Here is a 24,414-nt window from a genome sequence, read left to right on the forward strand (position 1 = left end):
CCCCATGAAAGCGACTCTAGCCACCATCCTCCTCGCCTTGGCCCTCCCCCTCGCCGCCGCAGCGGCAGAGTCCTACACACCACCCGCACCCACCCAACTCGCCTCCCCCAGCGGTAAGCTCCACCTGCGCCTGGGTGATACCGCCCCGCTCCCCGGTGCCATGACGCTGGACGCGTCGGTCGCGGCAAGGGCAGGGGTGGACGCCGAAGCCACGCAGACCCTCGTGCTGGAGGAGAAGGGCCGGCCGCCCTTCGTCATCACCGCGCCGGAGGGGCGCTGCACGCCGCAGTGGAGCGATGATGAATCCTACCTCGCGCTCGCCATCCAGACGGACCGGGCCAATTTCTCCCTCCTCATCCTGCGCCTCGCAGACCGCAGCTCCATCACCTGCGACTTCACCGCGCTCGGCGAGCAGAGGCTGGTGCTCTTCCAAAAAGCAGGGCTCGATGCCGCCGCGTCCGCCTTCCAGTTGCGCAACGTCCGCTGCACCCCGCAGCAATGCACCGGCACCCTCGTCTCCGGCACCGCCCAGCACACCGGCACGCTCACCTTCGCCATCGATCTCCCCAAGCAGGACTGGACCACCACCGGCACCCCCGTCCTGCCCCGGCTCACCGCCAGCGAGCTCAAAGTCAAAGACTGACCCCGATGCTTGGCGCGGCTCATGGCTGGGAGCGCCGACATTTGGTCGGCTCCGGACGAGCGTCCCTGGCTGATCGACAGGGAATCAAGCTCCGCTGAAAATGCGCTGTCCGCACCCATCGCGCAGCTTCCCAGAGCCGACAACATGTCGGCGCTCCCAGTACGGAATGGAGCCCCGCCGGGCCAGATCGGAATGAGGTCTGTTCACGAAAATCAGGGTGTTCACGGAGACGTGAACAGAGGTCCTGCCGTGAACACATGCGAAGTGTCGCAGCCATCCAATCACAAAGCCATCCACTGCCCAGCCCAGTCTGCAGGCGACCCCGCTGCTTGGAAGTGCGATGGGCAGTGCCTCACTGCGCTCGCCCTCCGGCCCGCCTGTCTTCGCCCCATCCCCCTAAACACGAACGTCCCAAATTATAAACCTTTCACTCATCGTCACTCCCGCCGCGGCAGGTTAGTCTGGGGCTGTCCATCACGGATTCCTTCGCCCTCACGCCCTCCGGCCCAGATACGTCATCCACCCCGCACCCACCACGACCATGACCTCTCCCATGCCGCCCTTCACCTTCAATGAAACCGCGCCCAGCACCGCCCGGCGCGTCACGCAGCCAGAAGACATCGCCTGCGGCGTCATCTACGCCTCCGTGATCCTCCTCCTGGTGAGCCGCGTGCTCCTGCAGGTCCTTCAATAAGCCCCCCTGCATCCGCAGCAGGGCAGGGGAGCCTCAACGAGGATCTAGCATCCAGCATCCAGCCTGCCCTTCGAAGCTTTAGCGAAGAACGGGCCCCCCCAGCCAAACCCGCGCTGGACTCCGCCCCACTTTTTCTCCATCCTCGCAGCACGAATGTCTGCGCGCAAAAAAGTCATGACCGTGGGGTCTTGGTCCGAGCATCTCGATGACTATTATTCCATCCACCCCGCCTTGGTGATCGATCCCACTTGGCAGGTGGAAAACAGAGAAAAGATCATCCGTTATCTCAGAGGCGGCGTCCCCTGCGGCGGCATGCTCTCTTATCACAAATTCCGCCTCAACTACGACGGCCCGCCCCTCAGCTCCCTCGTGCGCAGCGATGGCGTCTGGATCTGGCCCGAAGTCCTCGCCCTCTACGTGGAGCGGAACGTCCGCCTCCCCGACGCCTTCGTGGACCACATGAAAGCGATGAACTTCGATCCCCACCGCAGCGGCCACACCAGCGAAGAAATCCTGCGCATGGAAAGCTGCCCGCACTACTGGAACTGGTGGTGCGGCCTCGAAAAACAGCGCGCCGAAAGCGAGGCGGAATGAGGGACAAGGAAGTCATGCAAGCCCACGCCTGATTGCTTGCCCCGCAGGCCATTTCCGAAAGCGAGACCGAATGACGGACAAGGGTGCCATGCAAGCTCACGCCTGATTACTTGCCCCGCAGGCCATCTCCAAAAGCGAGACCAAATGATGAGCACGGGAGCCATGCAAGCTCATGCACAGCGGCTTGCCCCACGCCATCTCCGAAAGCGCGTAGCGCTGGCACAACGGTAGCCGTGGGTGCCAACCCACGGTAAACGCCCCCGCCCACCATGCCCTCCCGTGGAACCGCGTAGCGGTGACACAAAACCACCGCAACTCCCCAGCGGCAGATGCTGAGCCAGCCGAGTTTGCAACCCGAACTCGTGTCTCAGCCCACCCAGATCAGCCACGTCCTTGGATGCGGGATGCATGTTCTTCTACGCCACGAGAAGCGCATGCGGCTTGCTGGAACGTAGGTCGGTCGTGTTTGGCGCCGAGCGCTGCCCATCCTCCAGCGCCACCTCCGCCAAACCGCCCGACTGCGAGGACGCTCCTACGCCACAGCGCCCGCGATACTCCCAAGGCCCAAGGCCGCCTCGCCCCAAACTCGGAAGCTCAAAACCCTCGCCCCACGCTCATGGACGGACGGGCTGTCGCCACGTTCGTCCTACGTAGCTTCGCGCAAGACCCACCCCACGCGCACCGTAACCTCCGGTACCCCCATTGAAGAATCCCCCGATGCCCCCACGTTCCCAGCGGCCTGCCCTCCGCGTCATCCTGCCCGTCGTCCTCTGCTGCGCCCTCATCGCCCTGCTGCCCGCGCCCACCACGCACGCACAAACACCCGCGCCAGCCAAGGCGCCTGCAGCCCTCAGCGCCCCCGCGACACCTGCGGCCAAAGCCCCCGCTGCAGCCACACCGCCAGCTCCCGGCAAAGCCCCCGCAGCCCCCGCAGCACCTGCATCCTCCGCAGCCGCCAGCCCCTCGGCGACACCAGCGGCCAAGGCCCCCGCTCCACCAGCCGCCCCCACAAAACCCACCGCCCCTCCGGTTCCCACTCCCCATTCCATTGCTCCTCATTCCCTTGCCAAAAACACCCCCACCGCCACACCCAAAGCCCCCGCGCTAAATCCCCCCGCACTCACCGCCCTCACCCCCGCCGACGAAGTCCGCCGCACCTTCAAAGACAAGATCACCCCCTTCATGGGTACCTACTGCGTTGAGTGCCACTGCGACCGCCGCATGAAAGGCGGCGTCAACTTTGCCCCCGCGCTCAAAAACCCCTCCGACCCCGCCCACTCCCGCCGCTGGAAACTCGGCCTCGCCACCGTCAACGCGCACGACATGCCCCCTGAAGACGCCGACAAACAGCCCACCGACGCCGAGCGCGAAGAGTTCATGGCCTGGGTCGACCGCCTCAAATACCTCAGCCCTCAGGACCCCGGCGCCTTCGTCATCCGACGCCTCACCAAAACCGAGTACGGCAACACCCTCCACGATCTCCTCGGCGTCGAACCCAGCATCGTCAAAGAACTCCCCGACGAAGTCCCCGGCGAAGGCTACCTCAACACGCTGTCACCGTTACAAATGGAGCAGTACCTTGGCATCGCCAATGCCGCGCTGGAGCAAGCCTTCTCCCGTGGTTCAAGCTTCCCGCTCCTGCACCTCTTCCTCGGCCCCGCACCCGCCACCGGCAGCGATCTCAAAACCGCCGCCCGCAACGTGGCGCGCACCCTCACCCGTGCCACCTACCGCCGCCCCGCCAGCGATGCAGAGCTCGACGTCCTCCTCCAAGTCTACGACCTCGCCACCCAGAACAAACTCCCCCACGCAGACGCCCTGAAGCTCATGCTCAAGGCCACCCTCGTATCCCCCCAGTTCCTCTACATCACCCCCGCCAGCACCCCCACCACCTCGTCCTCGAACTCGAACCCACCCCCCACCACCGCAGGGCAGGGGACCCCACCCGCACCCGAGATCCTCCCCCTCGACGACTGGATGCTCGCCTCCCGCCTCTCCTACCTCCTCTGGGCCACCATGCCAGACGGCGAGCTCTCCACCCTCGCCGATCAGGGCAAACTCCACGACCCCGCCGTCCTCCGCACCCAGGTCGCCCGCATGCTCCGGGACGACCGCTCCCGCGCCCTCTTCGATGGCTTCGGCGCCCAGTGGCTCGGCCTCGCCGATCTCGCAGACAAGACCTTCGACACCACCAAATTCCCCCAGATGACCCCCGCGCTCCGTCAGGCCATGTACGACGAAGCCCGCCTCCTCTTCACCAGCATCATCCGCGAAAACGCCCCCGTCTCCACCTTCATCACCGCCGACTACACCTACCTCAACGAACCCCTCGCCGCCCTCTACAACCTCGGCGCAAAAAACACCGCAGAAGAAGGCAACAAATCCTCCTCATCCTCTCCCAACTCAGCAGCCTCTAACTCAGCTGCCAAGTCACCATCCCCCACCTCCCCGGCAACTACCACCACCAGTAGCTCGGCTACTCACTCCCCCCCTCCGGCTCCCCATTCCATTGCTCCTCATTCCCTTGCCAAAAACTTGGCATCCAATAACTCCCCAGCCCCCGCTGACGCCATCACCGGCTCAAACCTCCGCCGCGTCAAACTCCCCGACCCCAATCGCGGCGGCATCCTCGGCATGCCCGGCATCCTCGCCGTCACCTCCTTCCCCAATCGCACCAGCCCCGTCAAACGCGGCGTCTGGGTGCTCGAGCAGATCCTCGGCCAGCACGTTCCCCCCGCACCGCCGAATGTCCCCACCCTTGAGAAGCAGGACAAAAAGAAAATCGCCAACCTCACCCTCCGCCAGCGCACCGAGCTCCACCGCACCAACGTCGTCTGCGCCAACTGCCACAAGATCCTCGACCCCATCGGCTTCGGCCTCGAAAACTTCGACGCCATCGGCCGCTGGCGCGCCCAGGACGACACCGGCGGCCCCATCGACGCCGCCGGCGAGCTCCCCGGCGGCAAGCGCTTCAGCACCCCCGCCGAGCTCAAAGCCATCATCGCCGCCCGCAAAGACGACCTCACCCGCAACCTCACCGAAAAACTCCTCGCCTACGCCCTCTGCCGCCAGCTTGAAGGCTACGACGAAATCATCATCGACCAGCTCATGACGGGCATCGCCAAAGACAACCACCGCATGCAGACCCTCATCACCTCCGTCATCACCAGCTACCCCTTCCTCAACCGCCGCATCGTCGAAACCCTCAGCGCTCCAGCCGCTGCCGCTCCCGCCGCGAAACCCAAGCCCGCTGCTGCCAAGCCCGCCGCGCCAGCCACCAGCAAGCCCGCAGCCGCGACTTCCGCCACACCTGCTCCCGCCGTAAAACCTGCTGCGCCGACCGCCAAGCCCGCGCCACCACCCAGTGCCGCCCCCGCAAAGAAGTAGCGCCTGCTATTGAGACTTGCGCGATATAGCATTTTCCGAAACTGATTTCCGGAAAGCGAGCGTGGAGACGCTCGGCGGCGGCTTGAGGACAAGCCGCCCTACCTCGCGCTGGGCGCTCGCATGCCCAGCGCTGGTAGGGCTGGTTGTCCTCAACCAGCCGCCGTCGAAGCCCATGATCGTCGAGCAAGAAACAGCCGCTCAATGGAAATGAGTTTTACGAACCGCTATAGATTGACATCCTTGTCTTGAAGGCCAACGGCCTTCCGTTATTCAGCCCAGGGGTGCCGAGCTTTAGCGAGTGCTCCCCTGGGTTTAGGAAGCCAATCCGGGCAGCAAACCCAGAGCACCTCAACACGAGGCCGGGTGCCAGCAGCGTCTGCAATGAGCACCGCCTGCCCCCGCCTCCCATATGGACTGCGGTCGCGAAGTAAGGAACGAACGCAGCTACCACTTTCCGCAGGCCGGACATCCATCGAATACCAGAAACCAAACGAAAAAAGCATCCCATGGCATACTCTCCGGCGCACCGCACTTGCCTCACCCGTTTGCAACCCGCTCCGGCGTCAGCCCCCAGGCGCTCATCACAATCCCCGCACCGCCTTTATCAGCAGCTAAGCCATCCCTTCAATTTCCTGCCCGTTCAAAAACTCACTTCACCACCGCAGAGCCCATTTCTCAGTGGGTGCGGCAGAAAAGTCTTCCATCTCGATCCCCGGCCTCTATAAATGGCAGGCAACGCATCGCCTATGAACACTCAAAAATTCAGCGCCCTGGTCCTCATCGGCTTCTTAAGCCTCGTCACCTGCGCATCCACTCTCGCCGCAGAGCCCGCGCAGATCAGCATGCTCAGAAAATCCTGGGAGCAGGCCCGCGCCCGTGCCGCACAGCCCATCGATGAAAGCTACCTGCGCGAATTGCAGAAGCTGCTCGACACCTTCACCAAGGCCGGTCAGTTGGAAGACGCCATGGCAGTCAAAGCCGAAAGCCAGAGCGTGGTCGAAGACGCCGCCGCCGCCGCTTCAGCCACCGCCACCGCCGCCACCTCTGCCAAACAACCCGCCAAGCTCGCCACCCTCCGCAAGTCCTGGGTCCAGTCGCGCGACAAAGCCCTGCAGCCAAGCGACGCCGTCTATGTCCGCGAACTGCAGAAACTGCAGGACACCTACGCCAAGGCCGGAAAGCTCGAAGACGCCCTCGCCGCCAAGACCGAGCTCGAAAAACTCGGCGGCAATTCCGAAGCCCCCTCCCGCCAGACCCGGTCCTTCGTCGGAAAAAAATGGGCCACCGCCAGCGGCAGTCATTTCACCTTCAAAGCAGACGGCACCGGCACCCAGGCCAATGCCTCCGGCAAAGAATGGCCCCTCAAATGGACCCAGGGAGACGACGACCTGCTCACCGTCGATGGCTGGAGCGACGACAAACCATCGACCCTGTATTTCCGCTTCCCCAAAAGCCGCGAAGGCCTCTTCGGCACCTCCGCCGACAAGCTCGACAAGCAAGTCTCCGTGAAGTGACCCCGCCAGGCTCCCTTCAGCGGGCCATTAAGAAACCGCGCCCCCGCCGCCCCCTCAAAATGGGGTCAGGATGCAAAAAATCAAAAAAATACGATCCGCCTAAAAGCAGCCCCTTCGAATGATCCCGCTGCCGCCCAACCCTGGCCTATGCCATGCCACCACTGAGCATTCTCCTCCTGCTCCCGGCCATCTGGATCTTCCTTGTCATCAGCTCCGTGCGGCTCGTCATCCTGCCCTTCGCCTGTTTTAAAGGCCCCGACTGGTGGCGGCCCATCCTGAAGCTCAACGGCCTCAGCCTCCTGATCCTCTTCACGCTGGGCGTGATGTTACACACCAGCCATCCGACCTTTACCGTCGGATTTTCATGGACCGCAGCACTCATCACCCTCGGCCCCGCGGCGCTCACATGCATCGCACTGCTCATCGAAAAAATCCGGAAGTAATCCAGCGCGCGAACCGCCTGCGGCCATGGCGTTCATCTCAACTCACCGCTGAAACCGCCTCAGTCTCATCAGCAGCGATTTTGCCCATTCTTGGCTGACCCCATTTCCATCACTGCGCACGTACTGCGTCCGGGGTCTTGGATGTTTTGGCAGGCAGCTTGGAAAAGAGGATCTGATCACCTGAGATCGTGGCGGCCACTTTCCATGTGGCGGCAAACTGGCGCACCAGCTCACGAATGGTGCAGGTCAGAGACGGGCTGGAAACCCGGAAAGGAACACTGCCCGGAGGTGACACCGTGGACTTCAGCGTGAGGCGCCGCCGCACAGCGTCCGCCTGCGCATCCTCAGAATGGATCAGGGCCTGGCGGAGGGTGCTTTCCAGCAAGGCGCAGCTCTCATCAAAACTGGCGGCGGCATAGCTCGTCTTCAAAACGCCCACTGAATCACACATCGTCTCCAAGGTGGCCCGAGGCGCAGCCTGGCAGACGCCTGCGCACAGGATGATGAGCACGAGGGCTCTGACGGCGGAGGATGAAAGAAGCAGCAGTCTCTGTCTCATGGCGGCGTGGCCGGTGGCTGCGGCAAAGATGGGCTTTGCGGTGGCGCATTCAAGGGCGGATATCACCGCAGCCCTTCACGTGCTTTCACTTCATCACTCACGACACCACGCCTCTCCGCACCCGCAGCCATCCCGCCGGGGCCAGCCCCACCAGGATGAGCACAGCATTCACCGCGAGCACCAGCAGAAAGGGCCAGTGGGCCAGAATCGCACGGTCATACACATGGACTTGCAGGGCGAAAAGCACCAGGCCGTACACCGACATCAACACGATGCTGTTGCCCGCAAGGCCCGCCACAAACAGGCTGCGCACGCTGGGCCGCCGGTACTGCTGCACCGCTAGAAAGCCTGCCCGCCACAGCAGCACGCACAGCCCGCTGATTTCCGTGGGATGCCAGTTCCACAGGCGGCCCCATGTCCGCTGCGAATACCCTATGCCGAAAATAAGACTCAGCAATGTGAAACCACAGGCCCATGCGGTGAGAACATGCACCACCCGCACGAGGGCCTCCGCACGACGCGTCGAAAAATCCGCAAAGCTGCGCTGAATCACAAAACAAATCCCCAGCACCCACAGCATCATTTCCGCCAAGTGGCCGAGCGCCTGCGTGAAGACATGCGCGAACAGCCAGGCATCCCAAACATGCTGCTGAAAGAAGAGCACCATGTCAGCCAAGATCATCAAAAAAACCCCTCCTGCGATCACCCTCACGATCCTCACCGGCAGCCACGTGGCCGGGCTTAATTTTTGAAACTCCGCCGACACCTCACCCGCCGGCCCCAGCACCTTAATCGCCCGTTGCAGTGCTTCCGGCTCAGGAATACCAGATTCCACCAGCGCGTGAACCGTCTCACGCAGATGGCTCTCCAGTTCGTCCAGCGTGTCCGGCCCCAGGCCGCGTGTGCGTGACATGTCTTTGCGCCATTCGGCGATGGATCGATCGAGGTTATGCATGGCGGGGGCTCCAGAGTTGGTTGAGTACGCTGTTCACAAGGGTCCACTGTTCCTGCTGCTTCCTCAGGGCCTGTTTCCCTTCGGATTTCAAATGGTAGTACTTTCGCTTTCGGCCCGTCGGCGAGTCCACCCACTTGCTGCGCACCAGTTCGTGGTTCTCCAGCCAGTGCAGCACCGGGTACAGCATGCCGTCCGTCCATTCGATCTCCCCGCCGGAAAGCTCCTTCACCCGCTGGATGATCGCATACCCATAGCTGTCCCCCTCCGCGAGAATCGACAGCACAAGCGGCACCGAAGAGGCCGCCGTAAGTTCTTTCTGAAGCTTCATAGCGCAACCATGCATTGCAGTGCAATGTATGGCAACCTGATTTTTTCGCGGCTCTTCCGGAGAGGGATCGTCCCGATCCCTCCACACCTCCGCCGCACCGCGCCACTCCCCCGCGCACCTCGTGAGCGATGCCGCTTTCCCTCTCACACCCTGCTAGAAACCACCCCATCACGCAGTATCTTACAGTGCAACGACTCACCCCCATCAGCCCCGCTACACCGCTCCGGCCAATTTAAAATTCTCAGTTCTCAGTTCTCAATTTTCAGTTCTTCCATCCTTCATCACCCAGCGGTCGCGCCATGATCGAGGACGAGCAGGAGAACGATAACGAGGACGATTCCCCCACCTTCCTTTTCCCCCATGTCCCGCAGCCCCCTCATCTCCCGCCGCACCTGCCTGCGCGGCCTCGGCACCACCCTCGCGCTCCCCTTGCTCGAAGTCATGGGCTGGGCAGACACCGCCAAAAAAAGCGCCAGTGCCATCGCAGCAGCAGCGCGCCCCCCCGTCCGCCTCGGCTTCATGTACATGCCCCACGGCGTCATCATGGATCAGTTCTGGCCCGCCACGCCCGAGAGCTACCTCACCACCCCACCGCCCGCATTGGAGTCCCTGCGCGGCGTGCTCGATCAGTGCCTCCTCATGAAAGGCATCAGCGGCATCCCCATCGCCCCCTTCAATGGCGCACCCCACGCCCTGGAGCTCTCCACCTGGCTCACCGCCCAGCTCCCCGACTCACGCCAGCGCAACCGCATCAACATCGCCATCTCCGCCGATCAGATCGCCGCGAACTATGTCGGCGCGCTCACCGCCCTCCCGTCGCTCGAGCTCGCCACCATGCCGCAGACGCACAAAGAAAATCAGGAAGGGCTCAATGAGGGCTACTACTCCCACTGCAGCTTCCGCTCCGCCACCCAGGCCGTCCCCGCCGAGATCAATCCCCGCAACGTCCTCAACCGCCTCTTCAATCAAAGCGGCACCCCCGGCAGCAGCAGCAAAGGCCCCACCAGCGCCGCCGCCGCCCAGGCCCAGGCGCTCGACCGCTCCATGCTCGATCTCGTCATCACCGGCGCCAAAGATTTGAGAAAACAGCTCCCGCAGGACGACCAGCAAAAGCTCGATGAATACCTCGACAGCGTCCGCGCCGTCGAGCGCCGCATCGCCGCCATCGAGTATCGCCAAAAAGAAGCCGCCCTCGAAAAAGCCGGCCTCGCCCCCAGCCGCCACCGCGCCACCGACACCCCGCCCATCGAGATCAAAATTCCCGTCGGCGACAAGCGCAGCGAATACATGCAGGTCATGTGCGACCTCAACGTCCTCGCCTTCCAGACCGACACCACCCGCGTGAGCACCTACATCGGCTCCACGCCGAATGGCGTCTCCTATCCCGAGCTCGGTTTCAAAGACGAGCACCACTCCCAGACGCACCACAACAACCGCCCCGAAATGGTGAGCAAAGTCGCCGCCATCACCGCCTTCAACATCGCCCAGTTCGCCTACATGATCAAAAGGATGCACAGCATCCGCGAAGCCGACGGCACCCTCCTCGACAACTGCCTCATGCTCTGGGGCTCCGGCCTGGAGGACGGCAACAAACACAGCCGCGAAAACCTCCCCTTCATCCTCGCCGGAAAAGCCGGCGGCACCGTCAAAACCGGCCGCTTCTTACCAGACACCAAAGGCAACCAAGGCGACCTCCTCACCACCATGCTCTCCTGCGCCGGCGTCCCCCTCGATCGCCCCATCGGCATCGCCACCAAACAGATCAGCGAGATGAAGGCGTAGGGTAGGGGTGGGGGTTCGTCCTTTTTACATCAAAAGTATACCGCCTTGATGCCAAATGCAGGTAATTAAGGCGAGGTGAGTAAATCTAAATCTAAAGGGGAGTGAACAGCTTGGGTTCATTAAGCTTGTCTACTCAGCGGTTACTCTGGGCACCCCGCAAGTATACAGACGATCAAATCTTTGACGGCGCTTCGACAAATATTTTTGATAGGCTTGCATGCAGTTGTTCCATCTGTGGATTGATCTGCAGCCCTCGTTGCCTCATAGTATTTAGTAAAGCGAAGCATTTTTGAGCTTCCGCCGTCATCGTCGCCGTATCACCATTTTTTTGAGCGACTTGGGAAAGCTTAAAGTGAGAGACGATGAGGTCGCGCTGCCACTTAGCATTAGTTGGATCACTGACGCAGAGGCGTTCGGAAATGGTTCTGGCAGTAGTGAAATAGTGCGCGGCTCCATAAAGGTCGCCCTGTTCAATTGCAACGTCGCCGAGCTTTCGAAGGTGCACTGCCAGCCCCCGTTGTAGGATGGCGTTTGAGGGGTCCTGCTTGATCAGTTTTTCCCAACCATCTTTGCTTTTTTCAAAATGTCTCAAAGCGGCAGCTATGTCACCTTGCTCTCGCGCGAGATCACCAAGGCGTTGAAAGGAAATAATAAGATCTCGCTGCCACTCCGCATTTGTGGGATCGCTCGCCGCTAGGCGTTCTGCGATCACTGTGGCCTCGGTGAAGTAATGCAATGCCCGGGCGTGATCATTTTGGGCAAGTGCGAGGTCGCCGAGTTTTTGGATAGAGACGGAAAGGTCACGTTGCCACATGGTATTCGCTGGGTCTCTAGCTGCCTGGCGTTCTGAGATAGCTTTGGCCTCAGTGAAATAGCGTAGCGCTTCGTCAAAATTGCCTTGAGCCATTGTAAGGTTGCCGAGTCTGCTGAGGGGAACTGCCATGCCCCGTTGTAGGCTGATGTTTGTTGGGTCATGCTGGATGAGATTCGACCATCCTAGGCGGCTGTTTTCAAAGTAGCTAATTGCCCCAGCGAGGTCACCTTGTTCTTGTGCAATGTCACCAAGGCGCTCTAAGGAAATGATAAGGTCGCGCTGCCACTCGGCATTGGTGGAATCGCTGATGGTAAGGCTTTCGCAGATCCCTTTGTATTCTGTGAAATAACGCAGAGCTTCATTAAGCTTGCCTTGCGCCATCGCTAGGTCGCCGAGCATTATGAGCGGCACGATTATCCCACGCCGAAGATTCATGTTTGCCGGGTCCTTCTCGATGAGATTCGCCCACCCGTTGCGGCTCTTTTCAAGGTATTTGATTGCACCAGCGATGTCACCTTGCTCACGTGCGATGTCGCCTAGACGCTCATAGGAAGCGATAAGGGCCTGCTGCCCGGTAATACTAGATGGGGTGCTGGCCACTTGCTGTTCAGCGATGAGCTTCGCTTCGGTAAAATAGCGCAATGCCTCGACGAGGTGGCCTTGTGCCTTTGCAAGGTCGCCACATAGGTTCAGCCAGGAGGTATGTTGATTTTCATCGCGAAAGACGATTGCGCCAGCTTCACGGATGAGAGTACTGCCTTCAGTAACCATGCCAAATCGCACCGCCGTTCGCAGAAGAGGAATGAGCAGGCGGCTGGTGGTGTCAGCAGTGAGCGCCTGACCCGAAGACAAAACCTTCTGCCAAAGGGGGAATAGGCTCAGCCAAGTAAGAGGTGATTCCTCACCTGTTGCAGATGCGGTCTTTTCCAATAAGTTGACAGTTCTGTCCAGCGATACGGGAGTAATGTCGAGGAACTCAAATTTGGGAGAGCACCAGGAGATCAAGTCTTTGCCGTGGTGAAATGCTGCGGCAGTATGCGCTTCATCCAAGCAAATAAGGATCTGGGCAGTCAATGCTCCGAGGGCTTCCCGCAATGAGTTCAGTTGTTTCCAGAATATTGCGAGTTCAGGCATGTCAGTCTTCGCACCCGGCTCTGGCCGCAGAATAAGTACGGGAATCTCCTTTGAAGCCAAAACGCGGCATTTTTCCAAGAGCATACTGGGTGCCCCCTGAGGACCATTGCTGAGTGGATCAAAACGCACTTCATCCACCTGCCGAGATGGCAGTGCGCTGCGCAGGCTACTGACCAAGGTGTCCAATACTAGTGCCGAGCGATAGCGCAGCATCAGCAGACCAGGGACTGGTTCACTGAGGCAGGAGATCAGCTCTGAGGTATTAGGTGGAAGGTGTTCCGACATCGTAACGCAGATCCTGGAGATATTGCCGGGCCAGCGGATGCACACCCAGCCAGCGGTCGCCATTGTATTCGATCAGCGCGCCACTCATCAAAAGGAGCTGAATGTCTGGATCTGACTTCGAAGCAGTGGTAAGTCCTGCGGCCTGATCCTTGGCAATGGCAGCAAGCTTTTCCAGCAGAGCCTTGGGCTCTTTTTTGTCTTCGGGTGGATAGGCTATCTGGAGCCCAATATTAGTGACCATACGGTCCAAAGCTTTTTCAATGGACGTGAGGTCGATCACCTTGCTCTTTTTGACGGGTGTGAAGTGAACGGCGGTCTGGATGGCGTCGAAAATATCGCGCAGCACTCCTCCTGTTCGCTCGATGAGACGCTCGAGAGCGTCATCAGGCAAGACAGAAGCGTCCACGCGCTTTCTTACAATCTCACGCAGCACCGAGCGGCCAGCCTCGCAAGGCTTGCCGCTGGAGTCATTGACCTTGATCATGGGCAGCGACAGATCATGTTCAAAATAGCTGCGAATAGCTCCAGCGTCTGCTGAGTGAAAGGTGAAGACGGGAATGGTGTAGATGGCCCGGAGATTGACCTCGCTGAGGATACGCGGATCATGAATGAATATCTTGCGGGCATCGGCCAGGCCGAGTTTGTCCAGATCCTCAATAACCAAGAGCAGGCGGGCATCAGGGTTGTCGCTCTTCACTTGCCATGCCTTCTCGACAGTTAAGCCAAGAGCATTGACGGCCGCACAAAGCTCTCCTTTGCGCTGGCGGATGCGATGCACAGTGCTCTGCTCAGTCCGTGACCCGAATTTGAGCGCGGCAACGAGCTTGAACTTCAAGCCGATCAATTTGTCCAAAAAGCCGTCTCCCACATTGACTCCAGCTTCAGTATCGAGGCTGGAGGCTCGCGATTCGGTGTCGGTAACCGTTGTCTGATCGAAAAAAGCAAGGACGGGTTTGAGGGCGTCTTCATTGACCGCAAGGTCGTTTTCCTTCGCCACGTCGATAAGACGCGTGCAAGCGGCCAGAAGGACATCCGCCGCCTCATTACCACTGACCTGAAGAAAGTCGCCTGACTTGAGCGAAGCCACGAGCCATTGTCGACCGAGCCCGTAGATGAATTTGTTGATCTCTGTGCTTTTTCCACAACCACGGTGGCCGTGGACGAGGACTTTCTGCACCGCCTCATCGTTAAGGATGCTGCCAAGGGACGCACGGAAATTGGTAAGTTCATCCCTGGCCTGTTCCGTTTCGACCCAAAAATCACGGATACCCCCATCTGACAGCGGCTGCGGCGAGCAGTTTTTCCGGGCTTCATCAAGGGTTTTGGCAGGTTCAATCATCTTATTGGATAAGGTTGAGTCGTGCTTTTTGCAAGGTCTGGTCATTAAAACGCTCCTGAGACTTTGATTCCGTGCGTAGCTGCCCCTTATGGCCGAAACAAGATCAGAAGCTCTGCACAGGACTCAGGCCGTCTCCGAAGCATAAGCTTTTCCATTACCCCGCCTTCTCCGCCTCCACATAAATGCTGTTCTCCGGCCGGTTATCAATCCGCTCCAGATCCGCGCATTTCCCTTCGCGATACTTGCAGGCCCGCGCGTTCACAAAGCCATGCTTTTCCAGCAGCTTGCACAGAGACGACTCCGTGTACATCCACTGGTGCCGGTTCTTCACTCCCGTGCCATCGTATTCCAGGATGCCCAGCAGCATCGCCGTCGGGTCCTCCGGATCATACAGCTTCACGTAGTGGTCCAGGCTCGGGATCACAAACCGCACCACCCCGCCCGGAGCCAGCACGCGCCGGATCTCGCTCAGCAGCAGCGGCACATCCCACACAAAGATGTGCTCAAACATGTGCGAGCTGAACACACACTGGCAGCTGTTGTCCGCCAGCGGGAAGCGCTTCGTCACATTCAGGTAGTGCAGCTTTTTAAACACACCCTGCTCATGCTCCTCCAGCCGCGCCTGCGTGATGCGCCCCATCTTCCGCAGCAGCTGCGGCAGCCCCGGAATCATCGTCACCCAGATATGCGGGGTGATGTCCGTGTTGTACCACCCCTCCTGCGGACAATTGAAAGCCCCGAGATGAAGTTTGAGCAAAGGTGAAGTCATGTGCAGAAAGCTAGGCCGCGCCATATCCACCGTCAACGCACACCCAGATCCATTATCCAGCATCCAGCATCCAGCATCGAGCATCGAGCATCGAGCATCGAGCATCGAGCATCGAGCATCGAGCATCGAGCATCCAGCCTCACACCCGCTGCACCACCACAAACACATGCTTCTCCGGGTGCTGATCATACTCCAGGTGCCGGCACACGCAGCCCGCCGCCGCCAGAGTTTGCAGCGTCTGTGAGACCCCCAGCGTGCTGTAGTTCACCGGCACGCCCATGCTCGCATCCACCCGCTCCTCCGGCGCATCCAGCCCGCCAAAGGTGAAAATAAAAATCCCGCCCGGAGCCAGCGCCCCGCACAGCTTCGTCAGCACCTCCGCATTCCGCGCCAGCGGCAGATGCCACAGGCAGTCCCACGCCGAGATAAAATCATAGCGCCCCTCCGGCTCCCACGCGCACACATCCGCATGGTGAAACGTGACGTGCGGCATCCGCTCACGCGCCAGCGCGATCATCCGTGCCGACACATCCAGCCCCTCCGCCGCATAGCCCCGCAGCTCCAGCAGCCGGAGAAAGCGCCCGTGGCACCCGCAGCCCACATCCAGCGCCCTGCCGCCCGGATGCGCCGCAAACCTCAGTGCCAGATCATGCTGTGAAATACCATTACTCTCCAGGTGCGGCTCCAGCCACCGCTCTGCGATCTCATCATAGCTCCTGCCAAGTTCCTCTGGGTGCATGGCAGGGGATTAACGCCAGTCCGGTTCACGATCAAGAGCCGGATTTGCTTTGGTTCCTTCTTCAATGATTCTTTTAAGCCGTTCCCCATTCTCCTTGCATCCCCGCCGCCCCGCCTAGCTTGCCCATCGGCCCCCATCGCTCGCTGATCAACCCCACCGCCTCACCATGAAAACCGCCAGCATCGCCGCCCTGCTCCTCGTCAGCATCAGCATCAGCCACGCAGAGCCCAAGGCGGCACCTGCGCCCAAAGTCCCCGCCTTCCCCAGTGTGGAGGATGTCACCGCCATGCGCATGGCCTATGCCGCGCGGCCGGACTTCGACGGCTTCTGGAACCTCGACCCCGAGCGCGAGGCCGTGATGGCCGCTATCCAAAGCAAGGACTACCCCAAGGCCACCGCACTCGCCAAGACCTGGCTGGAGAAATTCCCCATCGATGCCCAGCTGCACTACCTCCGCGGCCATTTTCTCAAGAAGGCCGGAGACATCCCCGGCAGCATGTACCACTTCCACTGCTTCTACGGCCTCATGCGCTCCATCACCGCCACCGGAGATGGCAAGACTGCCAAGACCGCCTGGAAAGTCATCTCCGTCGCCGAAGAGTACGCCCTGCTCAACGAGATCGACGCCGAGCTCATCGATCAATCCCTCGTGGACTCCTGCGACAAAATGCACGTCCGGCTTTCCAACGGCACCGAGACCGACCTCTACTTCGACGTCTCCCTCTCCCTCGCCGCCACCGCCCGCCAGTTCGCGCCCGGTAAAAAATAAAGCGCACACCGCAGCTCAAAAAGCCCGCGTGTTCACCTCGAAAACACACGCAAATTCTGACGCGCTCCGCTCTTTCAAAAAATCATTTTTACCGCATCGAATAAATACAAATTCACCGGTAATTAGCGGGCTTGCAGTTGCCATTCCGCGCACGCTCTGCCACGTTTCCGCCGCCCATGTATAAGGGAAGTATTAGAATCATCGGAGGGTTGCTGCTAGGAGCTCTCCTGCTATCTCTCGCCGCTCATTTTTCCACCGGCGCCGGGCCCAGCAGTTCATGGATGCATCAGGCCGTCCTGCTCAAGTTCAATCATCGCTTCTTCCTCGAGTACCGCACCCAGAACGCCGGGCGCTGGCCCCTCAAATTCGCCGATCTCGACCACGCCGTGGCAGACGCCAAAGACACCGGCAGGCCCGCCCCCTTTGTGGATCCCGACAGCGGCCAGAGCACCCCCTGGCTTCTCTTTGATCCCACCCTCTGCCTGCCGCACCCTGAGCACGGCCACATCATCTCCGCCGCCCCGCGCACCGGCGGCTATGATCTCACCCACCATCCCTACAGCCGCCTCGTCCTCTTTGAGAGCGGCCTCGCCACCTGGATCTCCGAGTCAGATTTCATCGCCGCCACCCAGGACAGCAGCCGATGAGGCTAGTGCCTCACTTCGTCTCCCAGCCCCCATGCACCACAGCAGCACCGCCTTCGTCGCACGCTTCATCGGCCTGGGCATCTGCCTCTTCAGCACCTGGATCTCCGCATGGGGCACCCTCGTCATTCTGGCCGGAGTTGCGCGGGTGGGCATCCATGACATGCCACCCCAGCCTCCCGATTGGGAAGCCGTCATCGCTTTTTCACTCCTCGGTCTCTCGGCTTGGTCCATCACCTCCCTCGGCGAATGGCTGTGGTCCTTTGAAGAAGGCTGGTTTCGCCTGCAGCGCGCCCTCCGCCTCATCCAGTGTACACTCATCCTCGGCGGCATCGTCTGCGCCATCACCTTCCGCATCGCCCACGAGTTCCACCCCCTCTGAGCCCCGCATCTCAGGGAAAAAGAATGGGGCAGGGGAGGCCCGTTCCCGCCGCCCCGCCCCTGCGCATATGGTCACGTCTCTTCAGCCATCGCTTTGCGATATAGCTTTCAGAAAGAAGCGCGCCAACCCCCAGCGCTTCTCAATCCCCCCCCATGAGCACACCCCACCACCAGTCCTGGTTTTCACGCCTCGCCAAATTCATCGCCCACGCCACCGGCAGGCCCGCTGCATTTGGCCTGGCCGCAGCCACCATCCTTGTCTGGGCGTTCACGGGGCCCTTGTTCGGCTACAGCGACACCTGGCAGCTCGTCATCAACACCGGCACCACCATCGTCACCTTCCTCATGGTGTTCCTCATTCAGAACAGCCAGAACCGCGACTCGGAAGCCATGCACCTCAAGCTCGATGAACTCATCCGCTCCCTCTCCGGCGCACAAAACGAGCTCCTCGATCTGGAAGACATGGAAGAAGAAGACCTCGACAAAGTGCGGGCCACCTACGCAGCGCTCGCTGAGAAGGCACGCCTCACCCTCGAAAAAAAGAGCGGCAAGTCCGCCAAGGAATGACCGCATCCTGCATCCACCCACGAGCCTCCACCCACGAGCCTCCAACACCGAGCACTGAGCACTGAGCACTGAGCACTGAGCACTGAGCACTGAGCACTGAGCACCGCCCCCCCCTCCGTCAAACTCATCACCTCGGCCTCCTCAATGAACTCGTGCAAAGCCACCAAACTGTGGCATGCATGAGCTCCACATCTGCTTCCTGCCCCAGACCCGCGCAAAAGAGTGACGGCACTCATCGGCTCCTGCCAGCACCGCCGAGTCACCACGCACCCCATGCCTCACACCCCCACATCCACGAGGCACCGCCATCACCGGCCCGCCGCGCGCGCACACACACGTCGCATCGCCCTTCACGCCCAGCCTCTGCTCGCCGCCCTCATCGGCCTCAGCCTCATGCTCATCTCCTGCGGCCCGTCCAAAAACGCAAACGCCCAGGCCCTCACTCATTTGGAGGCGCCGCATCAGCGCGGCCTTGCCGAAAATCCCCGCCGCATCCTCCTCGGCATGCGCTCCGTCGGTGAAGAATGGATCTGCTTCCGCAGCACCCCCGCCGCAGGCGACGAGTGGCTCATCGACCGCGCCCATGACAAAGCCGCCGTCAAACGCGTCCGCCATGACGAAGCCGGCAAGCCCACCACCGAGACCGATTCCTATCTCAGCGGCCGCCGTTACAAAGATGAAGAAGGCACCGAAGGAGACGAAGAACTCCGCGTCACCTGTGACTGGACCACCGGCACCCTCGCCATCGCCTACCTCGGCAGCGACTCTGCCGTGAAAAAATCCCTCGCAAAACTCCCACCCTTCGCCCCGCAGCATCGCGTGCAGTACGTGGACACGGTCGACCAAATCGTCCAAAAGTGGAACCTCACGAAATAGACCGGCCTCCATTCCTCGCGTCGTCCACCGCCACGCCGCCAGCGCCGTCGCGTTGACAAACCTCTCCGCTTTGCCAGCATCCAGGCCATGGCAGCGAGCACCGCTCAGAAAGTACATCTTGGCATCGTCCTCACCGGACTGGCCTGCTTCATCGCCGCCACGATGTTCCCCTATGGGGTCTGGCTGCTCATTGCCTGGTCCATCCTCGGGACCATCATCTGTTTCACACTCAAGTGTGAGAAGTGCGGCCAGCGGATCGCCACGCAAAATCCACTGGTCGCTTACGGCTGGAACTGGGGCGTCTGCACTCGCTGCCATCCCCGTCAGAAAAAGTAGCCGCACATCGCGCTGCCTCATCCGCCCGCTTTCCCGCCTTGCCAGCAGGCCCCGCCGATCCCATCCCGGCAAACGGGGCGCGCCAAGTAGCAGCCACCTCAGCCCTTCTTCGACGCCTCGATAAACACAAACCCGCTCAGCGGCCGCGAACAATCCGGCCACTCCGCCACCTCCAGGCATTCATCGATCAAAAGCTCCGGCGCGTTCTCAGGCGTATTCCGCACCATCTTTCGCGTTTTCATGAGCTCCCTCACCAGCTCCAGCGCCAGGCCCTCCGCCGCCTCGGCCGTTTCAGCCTCCGGATACGCATGGATGTAAAACTCCCTCAGCCCCGGAAACTTGTCCTCCTGATCCTGAATCAGAAAGTTTCGACCATGAACGATGACAGCAAATTTTTTCATAAAGGAATCAGGCACGGAGAAAGCGCGACCACCAGCGTGGCGCAGCGCCACACCCAGTTCAAGCCCGCTTCCAGCCCTCTTTGGCAATACCTGCCTGAAGCCAGCAGGCCTCTCCAAAGCCGCGCGTCTCTCAAATCACCCTTCACCTCCGCACGCCAAATAGCTCTCTGCGTCGACGCCTCTGATATGGACTGCGGTCGCGAAGTGAGGAACGAACGCAGCTACCGCTTTCGTCGTGCCGGTTGACACCACATACCACAAACCACCCGAAAGCGGGAGCCTCCCAAATCCTCTTAGGCCCATCACCCCGCGCCCACCACTCACCCCTCGAAAGCGGCAGCTCCACCCTTTCAGGCTTGCGCACCCGCACTCCGCACCCTCCCACCCACCAACCCCCCCCGCTACTTCGCAGGCCCATTTTTGATCCACACGCTGTCCGCCACATCCACATTCAGTCGCACCCCGTTGGGAAACTGTTTGAGATCACACCGCGTCAGCCGGGCCGCGAGCGTGACAGCCGCGCCGATGGGCTCATGCGCCAGCTCCGTGGCTTTCTCAGAGGGAAGGTAGGCGTAGCACTGCTGAAAACGCACCGCCGGATACTTGCCGCTCAGCAGGCCATCAGCGGCGCGGATGCGGTAGTTCTTCGGGTTGTTCGGCACCACTTCCGCCGTGTCGATGACCAGGGTGAGCTGCACCGGCTTGTTGATCGCCACCTTCGCAAACCACGCATTGATCGCCTCCAGGTCTGCGGCAGCCAGGGCAGGGGCGTTGAGTTTCGCGCGCAGTTCCGGTGGCAGCGCATCCAGAAAACCGTCCAGTGCCGCACTCGGGCGCGCTGCGGCCGCCACGGCAGGCATGCCCGGCTTCTTCGGCGGCGCCGGGGCCGGCTTCTCCATCGGCCGCACAGACACATGCGTCCCCGGCTCGCCCGCCCACACATCGTCGATCTGCAGCTTGCCCTCAAACGGCAGTGTCTCCAGCGAGAGCGTCAGGTCCTCCTTGAGGCTTTCGCGGGTGTGTTTGAAGGTCACATCGCGCCATGCGCCATCGGGCGGAAGCGTGAAGGTGAAGTAGGTGAAGTAACCGCTCGGGCGCACCAGACTGGCCCGCATCTTCCCTTTGCCCCCGATGAAGCGCGCGCGGAATTTGACCTCCACCGTGGGCAGGGCGCCCAGCTTGAGCTCCTGGTGGAGCTCGTTCGTGTCCTGGGTGTTGGAGGAAAGTTCCAGCACCTTGTTGTCATCCGGCAGCGTGATGGCCTTGCCATCGCCACTCCAGAACTGCTTGCCCGCCAGGAAGTCACCGTTCTTCAGCCCCACATCCGCCGCGTGCAGGCCGCCTGCCAGCAGAAGACCCAGTGCAAAGGCGAGGGGACGAATCTGCGGGAGTTGGTTGGTTTTCATGATGGTGCTCAAACGACACGGTAGGTGGAATTTTTCAAGCAAGGATACGAAAAAAACGCAGGGTGGGCCTGCCAGTCCCCAAAGTAGTAGGAAGAAAGTTGAAGGCAGGAAGGACTGTAAATCTATAGACAAGTCCCACACCCGCCCTCCCCGCTCCCACCGCACCGCCGCAACCCCTCACAAAACAAGCACCCGCCATCACGACACCTCCCATGATGTCCAACGAACTCGCAGGCATATTCATGTGCTTCATCCTCGGCCTCATCTTCACCTTCGTCTCCTGGCGGGCATGGACTCGCAATGAAATCACCAATCGCCACGGACGCTATCGCCGCAAAGACAACCCCTTCGAATTTTGGTTTCACACATCCTTGTACATCTTCTGCGCCGCCCTCTCACTCATCCTCGGCATCTGCCTCAGCATCCACCTCCTCCGCTCCTCCTGGCGCACCGTGAAAGCCTCTCCCCACGGGCATGTCATGGAGGCCTCCGCGCAGGCAGTTTAAACCATCACATAAGATGGAGTGGTATTGTCGGCCCGCCTCATCGCTCAGCCTTCAGACGCATGCCCGTTCCACGCCGCAGCCTTCCTCGGGGGAGCCGCAGCCAAGCAAAAGCTGGAATGCCGCAGGCCGCACCCGGGCCCGCATGCCATGAGGCAAAGACACGGGGCAGGGGGGGGCATTGTCTCTTTCGTTAAAGGCCACGCTTTCTGTAAATATGCAAAAAACGTACAAACAATAAGAACGAGGTCTAAATAGAAATGTTATTGAAAAGAAAAAGGCGACCCCTGTATAAGAAGACAATTCAAGATATTCGTCTGCTTATGCCTGAGTCACTTCCTCTGTTTCGCGTCCTTTCCGGACCTTGTCGCCCTCTGTTGGTGATCTCCTTTCTCGGTGGCATGGGCCTTTCCTCCTGCCGCATGGTGCCCTCCCACTTCCACAGCAAGGCCAACGAGGAGGCCATGAAAAAAGCCAGGGACGCCATGGATGCTCAAAACACCGCAGCCCCCGGCATCTACGCCGCCATGCAGAGCAACCTTGACCTTTATGCCAAGGAAGAGAACCGCGTGCTGACCGAGTTCGCGGATGTCGCGGGCCAGACCACCGTCGCTTACAAGGACGTGGCCATCACCGAAAAGGTGCTCAAGGAACTCATCGACGACGGCAAGAGCTCCAAGGGAGAAATCAATGTCTTCATCAATGAAACTCTGCCAGCCCACATCCGCAGGATGGACGGCCTCACCCAGCAGCAAAAAAACGTCATCGCCGCAGCCAAGGATCCCATCGCCAGACTGGGAGACGAGATCGACAAGAAAAAGGACGAGATCAACATGTACAACAGTTCCGTCGCCCTGCTGCGCACGGCCATCATCGACGCCCCCGGCCTGAGCAGCTCCTTGGCCGGCTCCGTCAATCTGGACAATGCCTGGTCCACCGTCTCCATCCTGACGTCGGAGCTTGGAAAAAAAATCACCTATGTGGATGCCGATGGGAAGACCCAGAGTGAAGAGGCCTACAAAGTGGGTGAGCGCGCCTTCAAGTGGTTCAAGGGCGACGGCAAGGCACCGCGCGGCCGCCTGCTTCCTCAAGCCCCGGGCATCGATCTCATCGTGCTCAATGCCTCCCTCAAACTCCTCGAAGTCCAGCGGGATGCCGCCTCCGCAGAGCTCGATTATCTGGACAAAGCCCGCGTCGTGCTTGCCGAGGCCTGCACCCGCGCACTCCTCGCACGTGAGCTCGCGCGCGACAGCCTCAAATTCTTGGAACGAAAACCTGCCCAGATGCCAAACACCTTCCCCACGCAGATGGAAATGCAGACACGCCTTGCCCGTGGGATTTTGGACAACAACAAGAAAACCCAGGAGGGCAAGTTGGATACGCCCATCGACCCCCAGCTGGGCGTGCTGCGCAACTCCCTTCTCAGCGTCCGCAAGCTCGCCGTGGCAAAGACTTCCTTCGCACGCTCCCAGGCCCTGCTGGAGGTGGGCTTGCAACGCGTGGACCACCAGCGCTCCATCGCCCTTTCCAATGTGAATGACGCAGGCCGCCGCGCGGTGATCAGCCGCGCCATTGAGGGCCTGCAGGTGTACCACTCCAGCGGCTTCCGTCCGGAGCATCTCGCCCAGATCGCCCAAGTCGTGGCTCTTGGAGCCATCGCCTTGAAATGATTTCTCATCGCTCGCCACACCTTCCCGCCTATTTCTCATGCACTCCTCGGTTCTGACCCTCCTCACTCAGCGCGCCTTCTCCATCGCGGGTCCTGGCTTGGCGGCGGCTTTGCTGGCCTCCTGCGCCTCCTCCAAAACCGCGAACCATCTCGCAGGCACCACCATCAGCGAACTCGCCGCCTACGAGAAATCAGTGGAGGACAAAATCAATGCGGAGAAGGGCTTTTACCGCGCCCAGTCGGCCAAGCTCATCGAGCTCCAGGGCTACTCCGTGCTCCCCAAGGTGGACGCCGCCACCAAGGGCACAAAGCAGACCCCACGTGTCGCGGCCTCCACTTCAGCGGCGTTCAATGCAAAAGAATTCAATGAGGCCGCTGCCAAGGATGAGTCAGCAGCCGTCACAACCACACCCACCCCCGGCGCGACCAGCACCACCGCGACCAGCGCCACCCCACCTGCGGACCCTGCGGCGGACCGCATCCGCAGCTCCTTGCCTTACCTCCGCATCACCGCAGCCAGCGAGCGCGAGGCCGTGGTCGCCATCGACAAAGTTCTCGGCCAGGGCACACCCGCAGCCCGCAGCGCCTTCATGGGCTACGTCAGCGATGGCGTGGTCAATGACGGCGCGCAGGTGGAGAAAGCCGTGCAAAGCCGCCAGCTCATGGATGCCGCCGTGACCGCCAATCTGGCCAAGCTCGACTCCGGCAAGAGCAACCTCGCCGCCGCACGCGAGGCCCTGACTCAGACCACACAGAAAAAGTCCTTCTTTGCCCGCCTCAAGGACGCGCTCTCTTTCGGCAAGGAAGCCCGGGATCTCTACGAGGCCAAGCAGACCAAGCCCAAACCCAAAACCTGATCTCCACCGCTGGCACCCTCATCCCC

The 24,414-nt window shown here is 60.9% G+C and carries 25 protein-coding genes; 16 read left to right on the plus strand and 9 right to left on the minus strand.

Features of this window, described 5'->3' with window-relative positions:
- Nucleotides 1–4 precede the first annotated feature (4 nt).
- The 6 genes from AC3RLQ_RS04245 to AC3RLQ_RS04270 all read left to right on the plus strand — a co-directional run bounded on the left by AC3RLQ_RS04245 (nt 5) and on the right by AC3RLQ_RS04270 (nt 7,275).
- The gene (locus AC3RLQ_RS04245) at nt 5–643 is read left to right on the plus strand and encodes a hypothetical protein (protein ID WP_493034635.1); all 639 of its coding nucleotides are present in this window, start codon (nt 5–7) and stop codon (nt 641–643) included.
- A 541-nt stretch (nt 644–1,184) separates the two neighbouring features.
- Nucleotides 1,185–1,337 carry a hypothetical protein gene (locus AC3RLQ_RS04250; protein WP_493034637.1) on the plus strand — a complete coding sequence of 51 codons (153 nt, stop codon included), beginning with the start codon at nt 1,185–1,187 and terminating at the stop codon, nt 1,335–1,337.
- Nucleotides 1,338–1,490: 153 nt separating this feature from the next.
- Nucleotides 1,491–1,931: a hypothetical protein gene (locus tag AC3RLQ_RS04255; RefSeq protein WP_493034639.1), complete on the plus strand. Its 441-nt coding sequence runs from the start codon at nt 1,491–1,493 to the stop codon at nt 1,929–1,931.
- A gap of 717 nt (nt 1,932–2,648) precedes the next feature.
- On the plus strand, nt 2,649–5,318 hold the full coding sequence (locus AC3RLQ_RS04260; protein ID WP_493034641.1) for a DUF1592 domain-containing protein: 2,670 nt from the start codon (nt 2,649–2,651) through the stop codon (nt 5,316–5,318).
- 746 nt (nt 5,319–6,064) lie between these two features.
- A complete protein-coding gene (locus AC3RLQ_RS04265) occupies nt 6,065–6,832 on the plus strand; it encodes a hypothetical protein (protein ID WP_493034642.1) in 768 nt (255 codons plus the stop codon).
- A 152-nt stretch (nt 6,833–6,984) separates the two neighbouring features.
- Nucleotides 6,985–7,275, plus strand: a complete 291-nt coding sequence (locus tag AC3RLQ_RS04270) for a hypothetical protein (protein ID WP_493034646.1) — start codon at nt 6,985–6,987, stop codon at nt 7,273–7,275.
- A 109-nt stretch (nt 7,276–7,384) separates the two neighbouring features.
- Here AC3RLQ_RS04270 and AC3RLQ_RS04275 read toward each other — a convergent pair whose 3' ends face one another.
- Genes AC3RLQ_RS04275 through AC3RLQ_RS04285 form a run of 3 tightly spaced genes read right to left on the minus strand, consistent with a single transcriptional unit; the run spans nt 7,385 to nt 9,117 of the window.
- Entirely contained in the window at nt 7,385–7,900 is a 516-nt protein-coding gene (locus AC3RLQ_RS04275) for a hypothetical protein (protein ID WP_493034655.1), read from the minus strand.
- 31 nt (nt 7,901–7,931) lie between these two features.
- Entirely contained in the window at nt 7,932–8,789 is an 858-nt protein-coding gene (locus AC3RLQ_RS04280; RefSeq protein ID WP_493034657.1) for a permease prefix domain 1-containing protein, read from the minus strand.
- Nucleotides 8,782–9,117, minus strand: a complete 336-nt coding sequence (locus AC3RLQ_RS04285) for a PadR family transcriptional regulator (protein ID WP_493034659.1) — start codon at nt 9,115–9,117, stop codon at nt 8,782–8,784. Before AC3RLQ_RS04285 ends, AC3RLQ_RS04280 begins: the two co-directional genes overlap by 8 nt.
- Nucleotides 9,118–9,477: 360 nt before the next feature.
- Here AC3RLQ_RS04285 and AC3RLQ_RS04290 point away from each other — a divergent pair, with 360 nt between their 5' ends.
- Entirely contained in the window at nt 9,478–10,899 is a 1,422-nt protein-coding gene (locus AC3RLQ_RS04290) for a DUF1552 domain-containing protein (RefSeq protein WP_493034661.1), read from the plus strand.
- Nucleotides 10,900–11,071: 172 nt separating this feature from the next.
- Here AC3RLQ_RS04290 and AC3RLQ_RS04295 read toward each other — a convergent pair whose 3' ends face one another.
- The 4 genes from AC3RLQ_RS04295 to AC3RLQ_RS04310 all read right to left on the minus strand — a co-directional run bounded on the left by AC3RLQ_RS04295 (nt 11,072) and on the right by AC3RLQ_RS04310 (nt 15,979).
- A complete protein-coding gene (locus AC3RLQ_RS04295) occupies nt 11,072–13,060 on the minus strand; it encodes a tetratricopeptide repeat protein (protein ID WP_493034663.1) in 1,989 nt (662 codons plus the stop codon).
- Nucleotides 13,061–13,109: 49 nt separating this feature from the next.
- Nucleotides 13,110–14,471 (minus strand): hypothetical protein, encoded by a 1,362-nt coding sequence (locus tag AC3RLQ_RS04300; RefSeq protein ID WP_493034665.1) that lies wholly within the window; start codon nt 14,469–14,471, stop codon nt 13,110–13,112.
- A gap of 154 nt (nt 14,472–14,625) precedes the next feature.
- Nucleotides 14,626–15,240, minus strand: a complete 615-nt coding sequence (locus tag AC3RLQ_RS04305) for a class I SAM-dependent methyltransferase (RefSeq protein WP_493034667.1) — start codon at nt 15,238–15,240, stop codon at nt 14,626–14,628.
- A 139-nt stretch (nt 15,241–15,379) separates the two neighbouring features.
- Nucleotides 15,380–15,979 carry a class I SAM-dependent methyltransferase gene (locus AC3RLQ_RS04310; protein WP_493034669.1) on the minus strand — a complete coding sequence of 200 codons (600 nt, stop codon included), beginning with the start codon at nt 15,977–15,979 and terminating at the stop codon, nt 15,380–15,382.
- Between the two features lie 166 nt (nt 15,980–16,145).
- Here AC3RLQ_RS04310 and AC3RLQ_RS04315 point away from each other — a divergent pair, with 166 nt between their 5' ends.
- The 6 genes from AC3RLQ_RS04315 (at nt 16,146) to AC3RLQ_RS04340 (ending at nt 19,552) form a co-directional block, all read left to right on the plus strand.
- Entirely contained in the window at nt 16,146–16,748 is a 603-nt protein-coding gene (locus AC3RLQ_RS04315; RefSeq protein ID WP_493034671.1) for a DUF4919 domain-containing protein, read from the plus strand.
- Between the two features lie 281 nt (nt 16,749–17,029).
- A complete protein-coding gene (locus tag AC3RLQ_RS04320) occupies nt 17,030–17,395 on the plus strand; it encodes a hypothetical protein (RefSeq protein ID WP_493034673.1) in 366 nt (121 codons plus the stop codon).
- A gap of 31 nt (nt 17,396–17,426) precedes the next feature.
- On the plus strand, nt 17,427–17,774 hold the full coding sequence (locus tag AC3RLQ_RS04325) for a hypothetical protein (protein ID WP_493034675.1): 348 nt from the start codon (nt 17,427–17,429) through the stop codon (nt 17,772–17,774).
- 152 nt (nt 17,775–17,926) lie between these two features.
- Nucleotides 17,927–18,340, plus strand: coding sequence for a low affinity iron permease family protein (locus AC3RLQ_RS04330; RefSeq protein WP_493034677.1), 414 nt, complete (start codon nt 17,927–17,929; stop codon nt 18,338–18,340).
- A 273-nt stretch (nt 18,341–18,613) separates the two neighbouring features.
- Nucleotides 18,614–19,216 carry a hypothetical protein gene (locus AC3RLQ_RS04335; protein ID WP_493034679.1) on the plus strand — a complete coding sequence of 201 codons (603 nt, stop codon included), beginning with the start codon at nt 18,614–18,616 and terminating at the stop codon, nt 19,214–19,216.
- Nucleotides 19,217–19,303: 87 nt separating this feature from the next.
- Nucleotides 19,304–19,552, plus strand: a complete 249-nt coding sequence (locus tag AC3RLQ_RS04340) for a hypothetical protein (protein ID WP_493034681.1) — start codon at nt 19,304–19,306, stop codon at nt 19,550–19,552.
- A gap of 98 nt (nt 19,553–19,650) precedes the next feature.
- On the opposite strand, the gene AC3RLQ_RS04345 is transcribed toward AC3RLQ_RS04340, so the two are convergent.
- Together AC3RLQ_RS04345 and AC3RLQ_RS04350 are read right to left on the minus strand one after the other, a co-directional pair.
- Nucleotides 19,651–19,953, minus strand: a complete 303-nt coding sequence (locus tag AC3RLQ_RS04345) for a hypothetical protein (RefSeq protein WP_487684743.1) — start codon at nt 19,951–19,953, stop codon at nt 19,651–19,653.
- Nucleotides 19,954–20,354: 401 nt separating this feature from the next.
- The gene (locus AC3RLQ_RS04350) at nt 20,355–21,359 is read right to left on the minus strand and encodes a hypothetical protein (protein ID WP_493034683.1); all 1,005 of its coding nucleotides are present in this window, start codon (nt 21,357–21,359) and stop codon (nt 20,355–20,357) included.
- A gap of 212 nt (nt 21,360–21,571) precedes the next feature.
- Here AC3RLQ_RS04350 and AC3RLQ_RS04355 point away from each other — a divergent pair, with 212 nt between their 5' ends.
- The 3 genes from AC3RLQ_RS04355 (at nt 21,572) to AC3RLQ_RS04365 (ending at nt 24,388) form a co-directional block, all read left to right on the plus strand.
- On the plus strand, nt 21,572–21,865 hold the full coding sequence (locus tag AC3RLQ_RS04355; RefSeq protein ID WP_493034685.1) for a hypothetical protein: 294 nt from the start codon (nt 21,572–21,574) through the stop codon (nt 21,863–21,865).
- A 398-nt stretch (nt 21,866–22,263) separates the two neighbouring features.
- Nucleotides 22,264–23,532 (plus strand): hypothetical protein, encoded by a 1,269-nt coding sequence (locus AC3RLQ_RS04360; protein WP_493034687.1) that lies wholly within the window; start codon nt 22,264–22,266, stop codon nt 23,530–23,532.
- A 37-nt stretch (nt 23,533–23,569) separates the two neighbouring features.
- Entirely contained in the window at nt 23,570–24,388 is an 819-nt protein-coding gene (locus AC3RLQ_RS04365; protein ID WP_493034688.1) for a hypothetical protein, read from the plus strand.
- Nucleotides 24,389–24,414: the final 26 nt, after the last annotated feature.

The organism is Prosthecobacter sp. GW821-HT29F12, assembly GCF_058803405.1.